This is a genomic window from Aquimarina sp. AD1, assembly GCF_003443695.1.
GTDB classification, from domain to species: Bacteria; Bacteroidota; Bacteroidia; order Flavobacteriales; family Flavobacteriaceae; genus Aquimarina; species Aquimarina latercula.
In genome coordinates, this window is sequence record NZ_CP031966.1 from 4,738,669 (window position 1) to 4,752,204 (window position 13,536).

Here is a 13,536-nt window from a genome sequence, read left to right on the forward strand (position 1 = left end):
TTGTCAAAAAGACTCATAAAACATCTAGAAAATCTTCTTTCTGAGAAAATCATTTCTACTAAATCTTTATCCGGCGGAGATATCAATGAAGTATTTCTTTTAACCACAAATAATAGAGAAATGGTGGTTAAAGTGAATAGTGTGTTTAAATTTCATGGAATGTTTAAAGCAGAAGCAAGGGGCTTACAAGAATTCATAGATGCTGCTATATTTAAAATACCTGAGGTGCTGTTGTTTGGTAAAGATGCTGATGTGTCTTTTTTGCTTTTAGAATATATAAAGTCTGGAAATAAAACTCGAGATTTTTGGTCAATATTCGGTGAACGACTAGCAAATTTACATAAGCAAAGTAAACCCTATTTTGGTTTTGAAGGTGATAACTACATTGGAAGTTTACCACAATATAACTCCAAATATTCTTCCGCTTCAGAGTTTTATATAACTCAGCGATTACAACCACAATTCGAAATGGCTATTAAAAGAGGTTTTTCTTTTTCGAGTTTGGATAGTTTTTATGTTGCTATTGAAAACGAAATTTCGGATGAAGTTTCTAGTTTAATACATGGAGATCTGTGGAGTGGTAATTTTATGATTGATATTAATGGTTTTCCTTGTTTAATAGATCCAGCAGTGGCTTATGCTCCTAGAGAAATGGATATTTCAATGATGCATCTTTTTGGAGGTTTTGAACACGAATTGTTTGAGGTTTATAATGACATTTTCCCATTAATAGATGGTTGGAAAAAAAGAATGGAAATTTGGCAATTATACTATTTATTAGTGCATCTTAATTTATTTGGAGATTCTTATTTACCACAAATTCAATCAATACTTAAAAAATATTCCTAAGGAATGGTTTAGTATTCTTTTCTTTTTTAATAAAAACGCACTGCAAATTAATAGAGGTCAACCATTGATTGAGAATGGTCGTTCATCAAATTGAGCATTTCTACCGATCGTTTTAGCTTTTATTTTAGAGGTCTAACACAAATCAATCTTTATTATGAGAAAAACAAACCTATTAATGATCGTAATGATGCTATTCACGATATTTCAGTTGTCAGCCCAAACAATTGTAGAAAGACACGGACAATTAAGAGTAGAGGGAACGAAAATAAAGGATAAATGTAATAGAAATACTCAGTTGAAAGGAATGAGTTATTTCTGGCATCAATGGGAAGGAGGCGAATATTGGAATAGCAATGCATTAAAATGGTTAAGGGATGATTGGAAAGTAGAAATAGTCAGAGCTGCTATGGGTGTTCGCGGAGGGGGTGGAGATTATATAGATGATCCTGTTGGTTCTGTAAATCAGGTTAGATCAGTTGTAGATGCTGCTATTGAACATGGGATTTATGTGGTAATAGATTTTCATGCCCATCCTAATTATAAAGAACAAGCTAAAACTTTTTTTAGACAAATGTCTAAGGAGTATGGAGCATATCCTAATATTATCTATGAGATTTGGAATGAACCTATTGGAGATTATGGAAATGCAGTTGGTACTTGGAACGAGATAAAAAGTTATTCTAGAGAAGTAATAGCGGAGATAAGAGCAAATGATCCCAATAATATTATAGTAGTAGGGACGCCTTTTTATTCGCAACGAGTAGACATAGCAGCAGACAATCCTTTGACCGTAGATATTAATAATAAACCAGTAAGTAATATAGCCTATACGATACATGCATATGCCGGAGCGCATAAACAATCATTGAGAGATAAGGGTAATTATGCAATTAATAAAGGCTTAGCATTGTTTATGACTGAATGTGGAAGAGTTGGAACTAATTATGGACCTAATAACAATCTAGATGCTGCCGAGTGGAACCGTTGGGAACAATGGATGGATAATAATGATATTAGTTATTGTAAGTGGTCATTAAGTAATAAAAACGAAATTAGTTCATCCCTTAATAGATCGGCTAGTCCAAATGGTAATTGGAATTATAATAATGATCTTACTGCAGAAGGGAAATGGAACAGGGATCATTTTAGGACTGTAAACACACCTCCATCATCTTGTGATGATACAGGAGGAACTGATGAAGATATGATCAAGTCTTTAATAACTCCTGATCAAGTTGCGAAAGGAGAAAACGCTTTTGTTGAAATAGAGTATTCCTCGAGTACTAATAGAGATCTTGTAATTGTTTTTCAATTGAACAGAAGCCCGTATACCGTTTATGGATCAAAAAGAACAAATGTTCAAGAAGGGACAGATACTATAGAATTAGAAGTTCCTATTGATGCAAATACTCCTGTAGCTGATAATGATTACAAATTTCAAGTTTTTATAGCACCACAAGGTGGGGATTGGAATGAAAGATTACATACTATTTCTAAAGTTAATATTGATTGTATTGATAATGTTGATAATCCGGACAATATTATAGTTAGAGCAAAAGGAACTAATAATTCGAAAATTGAAGTACGCTATAATGATGTGCGAATTGATAATGCTATAACGCTTACTAATAATTTTGCTAATTATAGTTTGTCAGTTCCAGAGACTTCAGGAAACTTTAAAGTCGCTTTTATCAATGATGATACTGGGCGAGATGTAGAAATCGATTGGTTAGAAATCAATGGAGAAAGAATCCAGGCAGAATCTAGGGAAGAAAATACAGGTGCCTGGGTGGTAAGTTGTGGTGGAGGAAGTTTTACACAAGCAATTCACTGTAATGGTTACATTAATTTTGGAAACGGAGCTAATTCAAATCAAGTAGGAACTATTGAAATAGGAGCGAAAGGAAACTGTGGAAGCGAAAAAATTCAGTTGTTAATTGACAACAAAAAAGTATCTGAATGGTCTCTTAACACGAATATTTCAGTATATACTTATGAAGGATATAAAAATAATGAGAATATAAAAGTTGCTTTTATAAATGATGGCAACATAAACGATTGCGATAAAAATGTTTATATAGATTGGATAAAAGTATGTGCTACAAGATATCAAACGGAAGATATTGCTTCCAGAACAGGTTGTGGAAATTCGGAGTGGTTATTTTGTGATGGTAATTTCGATTTCGGCGCTCTTGGTTGTGATAATAAAACTCCGGATGAGAGTATTCAGAACACTTTTGAGATATATCCTAACCCTGTAACTGATAGCAAGATTACTATAAAAGGCTCTGAACAATATACAGTAGTAATTTATAATATGATAGGTAAAAAGGTCTATGAAGAAAATAATGTATCTAATACGAGTATCATTTTAACAAATCACCTAAATAATGGTTTGTATATACTAAAGTTGTACGACTTGACTACTAAAACAAAAGAGACCAAAAAAATCCTTATAGATAATCATTAATTAAACTGAAAAGGAATATCAAGTAATTGTACTTGATATTTCTTTTTTACAGTAAGTATATCCATTGTTTATAGAATAATATTATGAAAAAAATGAAATTAATAATAATGTTAAGTGTGTTGGTTGGATTCTTTGCAAGTGCACAAAAAACATATTATGTGAGTTCTCAAAACGGGAATGACAATAACTCAGGACTAGATCAAAATGTAGCATTTAAATCAATTCAGAAAGCAGTAAATTCTGTAAATGAAGGTGATACTGTAAGAATTCTATCAGGAATATATACGGGTGGGAATGATAGTCCATGGAGCGAAATATTTATGTCTATATCTGGATCCGAAGGAAAATACATAACTTTTTCCGGAGTACCTGATGCACAAGGAAAATTACCTACAATAGTTTCAGCTTCAGTAAAAGGAATTGATATGTTAGGGTCTTCGTATGTAATTATAGAAAACTTAGAATTTGTTCCTGCTAATCAAGATGTGAAAGGAATGATAGATAATCCTTCTTTTGGTTTGGAGCTTTGGAGAGCAAGAAGAGCTATTGGAATAGATAACGGCTCGCATCATATTATTATTCGTAATAATTATGTACATGATTTTCCCGGAAATGGAATTGCTATTGGTGGATCAGAAGTCGTTTTAATAGAAGGAAATTTAGTGGAACATTGTGCGTTTCGAAGTCAGAATGGAAATAGTGGAATTTCGTCATATCAACCAGCAAATTTAGATGTTAGTAGCTTTCCAGAATATCCAAATCATAGAATTATCTATAAAAATAATGTTTCTAGATATAATGTGAATCTTAGAGGTTTTCTTGGTGGAGGTAATAGAATTACGGATGGTAATGGAATCATTGTTGATGATCACATCCAAGATCAAAAAGAAAACGGAGTTCCATATAATAGTAGAACACTATTAATAGGGAATATTTGTTATGGTAATGGAGGGCAAGGAATTAATGTGTTCTCTAGTGACAATGTTGATGTATACAACAATACTTTATTTGATAATGCACAAAGTACACGCATATCTAATCCTGCATATCCGATTGCTGTTGGAGATTCTCAATTATCGATAGGAAGAGTTAAAAATGCCCGTGTAAAGAATAATATTTTATATAATTCTAATGATTCAAAAACTACAATATCTAGATATCAGGACGAAAATATAACCTATGATCAAAATATACATTGGAACATAACTGGTAATCCAGAGCCTATAAATTCTAATGATTTTATTGTAAATCCAAAATTAAAAAACATTCAAGCATTAAGTGAATCACAAACTATCCTACTAGCAACTACATCGAATCCGTTTAATATCAATGGAGCTTCTGCAAAATTATTTACTCCTACCGAAAATAATAATTTTCCAGTTCAGGATATGAATCTTCAATCTAATAGTCCCGCTATCGATAGAGGCGTTAATGTAGGATTTGGAACTATTATAGGAGGATCAATTGATATAGGAGCTAAGGAGTTTCAAGGAACAATAAATACATTTGATGATATGATTGTTTCTACATTAGTTCCCAATGAAGTCGTCGTTGGGCAGGAAATAAATATCACAGTATCATATGAAGCAAAAGAGAATAGAGATATATCCATTGTTTTTCAATTAGATTCTAGCCCTTATACTGTTTATAAAACTAATAGGATTAGAGTTTCGGAAGGCTTAGGAACTATCGATATTCCGATTTTTATACCAGAAAACACTCCTTTAGGAATAGATAAATATCAGTTTCAGGTCTATATAACTTCGGTTGGAGGAGATTGGAACAATCGATTAGGTAACCTAAATAAGCCAAATATTGATTGCGTTTCGGGAAATACTGTCACTCAAGTTTTAGAAGTAGGAGCAAAAGGAAATTGCTCTGGCGAGCAAATAGAAATACTTTTGGACAATGAATCGGTAGCTCAGTTTATTTTAACTAATGATATAGAAGTGTATCGTTATGTCAATTATAAGGAAGGTCAAAATATTAAGATAGCTTTTGTAAATGATGATAATAGTTCTTGTGACTTAAATGCCTATATCGATTGGATTAAAATTTGTGATACTTTGTATCAAACAGAAGATTATTCTAGTAGAACAGGATGTGGTTCTTCAGAATGGTTATATTGTAATGGGAATTTTGATTTTGGAAACCTTCCTTGTGGTCAAAACCGAAATGGAGAGACAACAATGGAGGCCTTAGAAATATATCCTAACCCGATATCGAATTCATTTTTTATAGAGCATATAAAAAATGAATCACTTTCTATTAAGGTTATAAACCTAGAGGGGAAAATTCTTAAGTCATTTCAGTCCAAAACCGATGATGTCAAATCGACTTTTGCTATAGAAGATCTTCCTAAAGGGATGTATTTGATAAGTATATATTCTAAGATTAGTGGAGACCAAAAAACTATTAAAATTTATAAAGAATAAAATCATTCGCAATAGATTTAACCAAAATACAGTTAATCAAGCAGGTAATTACTAAAATTATCTGCTTTATCTATTTTAAAGTAGTATTCAAAAAAAATACAGTTATGGATGAAAAACTTATGCTATCAAGTTGAAATTGTATAATAAAAATATATGTTGGTTTTTTTTACTTTTTACGTTAGTAACAGTATCGCAAACCCAAACTAAGAAAAATGGTGGGATAAAAGATAGTTTGTTAACTATTTATACCATTTGTGAAGATGTTGAACAGGCTAGAGCATCTTATCATCTTAGTTTGTATTACAAGGATGTAGATATGGATACTTCCTTACAATATGCAGAAGTTTCTAAGAGATTATCCTTAGAACATAAGGATTATGGTTTATATGCGCGTAGTCTAAAACGATTAGGTGTCATTTATATGTATTCAGAAGATGCGGATTTAGCGTATAATTATTTTAATAGAGCTAAACGTATTGCAAATGATGAGAAAGATTATTTTTTAATTGCAGATATTCAATCAGACATTGGGTTATTATTTCAAAGAAAAAGTGATTATAAAGAATCATTGAGCAATCTAATGGAAGCATATTACTTTTTTAAAGATGAAAAACCTTCTGTAGAAAAACATAAGTCATTAAATAGATTGGGAATTTTATACTCTAAGCTAAATAAAAATGATAGATCAGTAGATATATTCTCTGAAGCATTAGAAGTTGCAATATTATTGGGTGAAAAAGATAGAGAAATTACTAGTTATATAAATTTAGCAGTAATAGAAACTCAATTAGAAAATTTTGAAAATGCAATTGTATTGTATAAGAAGATATTAAGTGAAATTCTAGACGATAATCTAACGTATTATAATCAAAGACGGACGTGTTATAACAATCTAGCATTTAACTATTATAAAATAAAAGCGTATGATTCTAGTCTTGTCTATGCCAAAAAATCTTTAGCAATTAAGCCAGATAAATTGTTTGATAGTAGAGTAGGACAAACCTATCGTACTTTAGGCAATGTGTATCTTGATATTGGAGCTTATAAAAAAGCAGAATATAATCTTAATAAAGCTTTGTCAATTGCAGAAGAGTACGAAATAAAGACAGCAATTATTGATGCCTATAAAGACTTATGTAGATATCATAAAAAAACGGAAAACTATAAGGAAGCACTTTTGTATTATGAAAAGTTTAATTCACTCGAATCTAAATTATTAGATGAGAATTTTTCTGAACAAATTTCAAAAATAGAATCTTCTAAAGTAATTGAACAAAAAGATGTTGCTTATGCTTCTTTATCAAAAGAGAAAGCAGAAGATAAAAAAGAATTCGAATCGGATATAGAAAGAATCATTTGGATAGTAAGTATTGTTTTAATAGCAATTATAGGAATGATTGTAGTATATGTATATCGCAATAGAGTGTATTTGGTAGAAAAGCAGAAGCAGATTTCTATGATGAAATTATTCGCTTTGAGATCTCAAATGAATCCTCATTTTATTTTTAATACGATAAATGGAGTGCAAAACTCGATATTAAAGTCAGATAAGTTTAGTGCATATAACTACCTAAGTAAGTTCTCTCAATCAATTAGGTTAATTCTTGATAATTCGAATGATTCGTTTATCAGGTTACAAAAGGAATTAGACCTTATTAGAGTGTATGTAGATTTAGAAAAAATAAGATTCAGAAATAAACTGGATTTTACATTAAAGGTAGATTGCAATATCGAAGAACAGAACCCCTATATTCCTGCAATGATTTTACAACCTATCATAGAAAATTCCATAATTCATGGTATTAGTAATAAACCAGATGGAGGCCATGTTTCTTTAACAATAGAACCATTTAATAGTAACTTAAAAATTATTGTACAAGATAATGGAATTGGAAGAAAAGAAGCTCAAAAAATAAAAATGTCTAAGCCAAAAGGTTTTATCGGAATTACTTCGATTAATACAAAACAACGAATAGACATACTGGTAAAATCAGGGTATAAGGATGCTAGATATTATTTTGAAGATCTCTTTGATAAAAATAATGAGGTAAAAGGAACTAGAAGTATATTAATTTTGCCATTAAAGAATATGTATGACAAAAATAATTAATGCTATTATAGTAGATGATGAATTGAACGGTATAGAAAATTTACAATCTTTACTAGTAACATTCTATCCGCAAATTGAAATTATAGGTACTGCACAAACGTTCGAAGAGGCCCAGACTCTATTGAAATCATATACAATTGATGTAGCATTTTTAGATATTCAGATTGGTACTAGAAGTATTTTCGAGTTTTTAGAAAAGTTTACAAGAATTGATTTTGAGATAATTTTCATGTCTGCACATAATCATGCGCTAGAAGCTTTTAAGTATATGGCACTAGATTATCTTTTAAAACCTATCGATATTGATGACTTTAAAAAAGCTATCAATAGACTTTTAGAAGGCTTGGAGAGAAGATATTTTGCTAATAATGCAAAAGAACTGATAGAGCAACTTAAGTTAGAAAAAGATAAGTTTAATAAAATATCTATTCCCACCTTTGATGGCTATGAAATTGTTTCCATAAGTTCGATTTTATATTGTTTAGCAGATGGAAGTTATACTCAATTGACACTAAATAATAATAAACATATTTTGGCTTCGCAGAATTTAAAATATTATGAGTATCTGCTGGAGAGTTTTGGTTTTTTAAGGATACACAACTCTAGTTTAATCAATAAAGATCACATCACTCGTATTAGTAAGTCTGATGGAGGGTTTGTCGTAATGGACGATGGAAAAAAGTTATCCATTTCTAAAACCAGGAAAGTAGATTTCTTTAGAAGTTTTAAAATCAAATAGGCTATTTAAAAACATTTTTTAAGTTAATTACTCTTGGTATTTATACTTACTTTTGTTAAAATTTTAAAAGACACAGTACATGAACGCATATGTTTTTCCAGGTCAAGGGGCTCAATTTTCAGGAATGGGACTGGACTTATATGAGAATTCAGAAATTGCAAAAGAACTTTTTCATAAAGCCAATGATATTTTAGGTTTTGAAATAACTAAAATCATGTTTGAAGGTACTGCTGATGAGTTAAAGGAAACAAAAGTTACTCAGCCGGCGATATTTTTACATTCGGTAATTTTAAGTAAAGTATTAGGAGATAGTTTTAAACCAGATATGGTAGCAGGTCATTCTCTTGGTGAGTTTTCTGCTTTAGTGGCTAACGGAACATTAAATTTTGAAGATGCACTTAGATTAGTTTCTAAGAGAGCATTAGCGATGCAAAGCGCTTGTGAATTAAAACCTTCTACAATGGCTGCCGTTTTAGGATTAGATGATGAGGTAGTAGAAAATGGATGTGAAGAAATTGATGGTATTGTAGTGGCTGCAAATTATAATTGCCCTGGTCAGTTAGTTATTTCTGGAGAAGTAGAAGCTATAGAAAAAGCTTGTGAGCTTATGAAAGAAAAAGGTGCTCGTAGAGCTTTAGTATTACCGGTTGGAGGTGCTTTTCATTCACCCTTAATGGAACCTGCTAGAGAAGAGTTAGCAGCAGCAATAGAAGAAACAACTTTCAATACACCAAACTGCCCTATATATCAAAATGTGACTACAACTGCAGTGACTGATCCTGAGGAAATTAAAAAGAATTTAATTGCTCAGTTAACTGCTCCTGTAAAATGGACACAAAGTGTGCAGAATATGATGAAAGATGGAGCAACATCATTTACAGAGGTTGGTCCAGGAAAAGTACTATCGGGATTAGTGAAAAAAGTAGATAGATCTATGGAAACTATTTCTGCATCTATTTAATATAAAAGAATTATAAGGAAGCCTCGAAAATTTAAATAGTTTTCGAGGTTTTTTATTGATAATACTTAATTTAAAAATTGTTTTTAGTTACTTTTTTTTGATTTTTTCGGTTCTAAATTGAGTCTCTAGATATATTTGTTTCCAGCGCCCGTCTACATAATTTCCGACTTTAAAATTATAAGTGTTATTATCTATATATTCCCACATATCAGTTACCAATGAACTCCCATATTGATACTGGTATAAAATATTTTTTCCATCAACTATAACAATTCCTTCAGTAACACCTCCGAAAATATCGAACTCCCAAAATTTAATGGTATTGGTTTCCTGATCAAATTTTCGTATCCCATGATTTCGCGAACCATATTGAGTCTGTTTTTTGTCTATAAACCCTTTTGATTTTGCTATGACAATTGTACGGTTAAGATCAAATTTAAATATCGTTTCTTGTTTAAATGCCGTTCCATCTCCCCAAGTACCAATAGCTTTCCATTCTTTATCAATCAGGTTTTCGAAAACAACAAGATTTGATTCTTGAGCCAATATTAGTTTAATAAACGAAAAAAAAATGACTGCGAGTTTGATAATGTTACATTGCATACAATAATAATTTAATACTGAATGAATAGAGCTTTTTTATCTATTAAAAGTTCTATTCTGCTAATTTAAAATAATACTTTTTACTTCACAGTTCTATTCATCGGTTAATAACTTCCATTGAACGATACTTATTCCGTTTTAACGAACATATAACGACTTAACAGAGGTGTTTTTCCATTCGCGGGTATAAAATGTCATCCTATCTGGCTCCAAGGTTTTTATGGGACTTCTCAAATTATATTTACGGTAACGAATACAAAAACCCAAAGTAAATGTCGTATTTAAGAATTATAATAATCACTTTAATTGGCTTTTCTGGATTTACTCAAGAGGCTTTTCATAATTTCGGTAATGTTCAAATTCATTCAACCGCTCAGATAGGTTTTCATATAAATGTTATCAATAATGGAGAGTTTGACAATAACGCAGGAAAGACAGGATTTTATAACGATAATAGTTTAACAGTTTCTGGAAATAACGAACCAGTATTTCATGATTTAGAAATCGATGTTAAAGATGATTTGGTTTTAGAAATCGGCGTAGGGGTTACTAACTTTCAAGAATTTGTAAATGGTAGAGTAATAACTGATAGAGATGAGAAAAGTGTTTCATTAGACTATATAAATGATGCTCCATATTTAGGAGAAAATGATGATAGGTATGTCGATGGGTATGCTACTTTAAATGGAAACTTAGATTTTTCTTTTCCTGTAGGTGATGATTTTAGGTTAAGACCTATAAAAATTGAGAATGAAGCTGCTAGTAATGGCTCCAGAGCTGCGTACTTTTTTGAAAACCCTAATACGCCAAATTTTTTTGTTGATAGCTTTGATACTGAGATGTATGAAGATTTATTATTTGGTGTAAGTATTTTCGAATTTTGGGATTTAGATGGTAGTAATGAAACTAGAGTTACTCTAACATGGGATAGTAATAGTAATATACCTACATTAGTTGGAGATCTTAACGATTTAAGAGTGGTAGGTTGGAGTAAAGAACTTCGTAAGTGGGTTAATTTAGGAAATACCTCAGTGTTTGGTGATGTAAACAAAGGTGAAATTTCTTCTAAAGCAATTATCCCGGATGATTATGAAGTATTAACTTTTGGATCATCAAATAGATTATTAGATGGAGATTTAGAAATTTTTACTGCTGTATCACCTAATGGAGATGGAATGAATGATACCTTTAAGATTCAGGGATTATCAAATTTTCCGGATAACGAATTATTTATATATAATCGATGGGGAGTATTAGTTTTTCAGAAGAAAGCATATCATGAAAATCAAAACTTTGCTGGTATTTCTGAAGGTAGAGTCACAATTTCTCAAAAATCAGAACTGCCTGAGGGGACCTATTATTATGTATTGAACATAACTGGAGCAAAAGATAGAGCGGGATATTTTTATATTAATAGATAAGAGGTTAAAAATAGTTGTATTAATTGTTAATGGAGTTTGATAATAAATAATCAATTTGTTCAAATGTATAAGTTCCCATAAGCTCCCCTTTTGGGGAGATCAAAAATTTAGCTGGAATTTCTGAAACACCATATTTTCTTGCAATATCAGATAATAAAACAAAACGATTTTGATTTACAATTTGGTTCTTCCATGTATACCCAAATTTATCAGCCACTTTTTTCCAAGACTTTAGATTCTTTTCAAGAGCAACCGTAACTATAGTAAGTTGGTTATCATGTTTTTTATAGATTGCGACCAGTTCAGGACTTTCTTTAAGACAGGGACCGCACCAAGAACCCCAAAAATCCAACAGTACATATTTTCCTTGTAGATTTGATAATTTAAAAGGAGTGCCATCAATAAGAGTCGTTTCAAAATCTGGAGCTAAATCTCCTTTTTCTGCTGCCGAAAATTTTGTATATAAATAGAATACCCCAAATAAGACAATAATTCCTAGAATAATGTATTGTGATATTTTTTTCACTTTTATTTGAGATATATCTTTTTTAATAATTTATAGTTGTAAAGAACTATTGCTTATAGATTTTACCATTCTTCATAACGAAAACTACATTTTCCATAGTTTTGATGTCATCTCTAGGATCTTTGTCTACTGCAACTATATCCGCTATAAAATCTGGAGCTATTTGCCCTAATTCTTTACTCATGTTTAATACTTTTGCATTAACGATAGTTGCACATTGTATAGCTGTTATAGCTGGCATTCCGGCTTCAACCATATATCCAAATTCTTTTCCATTTTGGCCGTGTTTAAAAACTCCTGCGTCGGTACCAAATGCAATTCGTACTCCTCGTTTATAAGCTTTTTTAAATGTATTTTGAATTTTTGGACCTATTTCTAATGCTTTGGGAACAATAATGGCTGGATAATACCCATCAATTGTTGCTTTTTCGGTTACTTCTTTACCAGCGGTAATCGTAGGTACTAAATAAGCTTTCTTTTTTTTCATTAGATCCATTGTTTTAGTACTCATTAGAGTCCCATGTTCTATGGTCGTTACTCCACCATTTAAAGCACGTTGCATACCCTCATCACCATGTGCGTGAGCTGCAACATGAAATCCATAGTCTTTAGCGGCTTCGCAAATTGCTTTTATTTCTTCTAGTTTGAATTGAGGGTTAGAACCACTTTTAGCAACACTTAATACACCTCCTGTGGCAGTTATTTTAATAAGATCTGCTCCGTTTTTGTAACGTTGTCTTACAGCTTTTTTAGCATCTTCTACGCCGTTTACAACACCATCTTTAGGTCCTGGATCTCCTATAATAGATTTTTTACTTCCATTAGTGGGATCTCCATGTCCTCCAGTACTAGAAATAATTTTTCCGGCCGTAAAAATTCGTGGACCTATTATTTTTTCCTGAGCAATTGCTTTTTTTAAAGAGATGTTTACACCGCTTCCTCCAAGATCTCTTACAGTAGTAAATCCTGCCAACAAAGTAGCTTCGGCAAATCCTACAGAGTTGTAGGCAACATCTGCATCATTATGAGTGTAACGTTCTAAATATGCCTTCGGATTGGATTCACTCTCCATATGAACATGCATATCGATAAGTCCCGGCATAACTGTTTTGTCTTTGAGATCAACAATTATATCATTGCTATCTCCCTCTGTATAACCGATTTCTACCTTGCTTATTTTGTTTCCAGAAACCACAATGGTTCTTTCAGGAAGAATTTTTCCAGTTTTACTATCAATTAATTTTCCGCAATGCAGATATGTGTCTTGTGCAGTAATTGTAATGCTCGTTAAAACAAAAAGTAAAGTGTAAAAGAATTTCATAAGCTAATAAATTGAGTGAAATTGTTTGTGTATATTATCAGATGAACAATTTAAAATAAATTAATCTAATTGATTAATAGATTATGATTTCTTTTAGAAAT

10 protein-coding genes are annotated in these 13,536 nt (G+C 31.3%); 7 read left to right on the forward strand and 3 right to left on the reverse strand.

Features of this window, described 5'->3' with window-relative positions; all coding sequences use genetic code 11:
* The 6 genes from D1815_RS20290 to fabD all read left to right on the forward strand — a co-directional run bounded on the left by D1815_RS20290 (position 1) and on the right by fabD (position 9,564).
* Positions 1-849 carry a fructosamine kinase family protein gene (locus tag D1815_RS20290; protein WP_233557622.1) on the forward strand — a complete coding sequence of 283 codons (849 nt, stop codon included), beginning with the start codon at positions 1-3 and terminating at the stop codon, positions 847-849.
* A 154-nt stretch (positions 850-1,003) separates the two neighbouring features.
* Positions 1,004-3,319 (forward strand): cellulase family glycosylhydrolase, encoded by a 2,316-nt coding sequence (locus tag D1815_RS20295; RefSeq protein WP_118389051.1) that lies wholly within the window; start codon positions 1,004-1,006, stop codon positions 3,317-3,319.
* Between the two features lie 92 nt (positions 3,320-3,411).
* Entirely contained in the window at positions 3,412-5,754 is a 2,343-nt protein-coding gene (locus tag D1815_RS20300; protein WP_158594473.1) for a T9SS type A sorting domain-containing protein, read from the forward strand.
* Positions 5,755-5,884: 130 nt separating this feature from the next.
* Positions 5,885-7,864 carry a tetratricopeptide repeat protein gene (locus tag D1815_RS20305; RefSeq protein WP_118389053.1) on the forward strand — a complete coding sequence of 660 codons (1,980 nt, stop codon included), beginning with the start codon at positions 5,885-5,887 and terminating at the stop codon, positions 7,862-7,864.
* A complete protein-coding gene (locus D1815_RS20310) occupies positions 7,848-8,603 on the forward strand; it encodes a LytTR family DNA-binding domain-containing protein (protein WP_027393032.1) in 756 nt (251 codons plus the stop codon). The genes D1815_RS20305 and D1815_RS20310 overlap by 17 nt, the downstream gene beginning before the upstream one ends.
* Before the next feature lie 79 nt (positions 8,604-8,682).
* Entirely contained in the window at positions 8,683-9,564 is an 882-nt protein-coding gene (gene fabD, locus D1815_RS20315; protein WP_027393033.1) for an ACP S-malonyltransferase, read from the forward strand.
* A gap of 87 nt (positions 9,565-9,651) precedes the next feature.
* On the opposite strand, the gene D1815_RS20320 is transcribed toward fabD, so the two are convergent.
* Entirely contained in the window at positions 9,652-10,167 is a 516-nt protein-coding gene (locus D1815_RS20320; RefSeq protein ID WP_118389054.1) for a hypothetical protein, read from the reverse strand.
* A 272-nt stretch (positions 10,168-10,439) separates the two neighbouring features.
* Between D1815_RS20320 and D1815_RS20325 the strand changes: the two genes are divergently transcribed.
* On the forward strand, positions 10,440-11,588 hold the full coding sequence (locus D1815_RS20325; RefSeq protein WP_118389055.1) for a gliding motility-associated C-terminal domain-containing protein: 1,149 nt from the start codon (positions 10,440-10,442) through the stop codon (positions 11,586-11,588).
* Positions 11,589-11,607: 19 nt separating this feature from the next.
* Here D1815_RS20325 and D1815_RS20330 read toward each other — a convergent pair whose 3' ends face one another.
* Both D1815_RS20330 and D1815_RS20335 read right to left on the reverse strand, forming a co-directional pair.
* Entirely contained in the window at positions 11,608-12,114 is a 507-nt protein-coding gene (locus tag D1815_RS20330) for a TlpA disulfide reductase family protein (protein ID WP_158594411.1), read from the reverse strand.
* A gap of 46 nt (positions 12,115-12,160) precedes the next feature.
* Positions 12,161-13,435, reverse strand: a complete 1,275-nt coding sequence (locus D1815_RS20335; protein WP_027393037.1) for an amidohydrolase family protein — start codon at positions 13,433-13,435, stop codon at positions 12,161-12,163.
* Between the last annotated feature and the right edge of the window lie 101 nt (positions 13,436-13,536).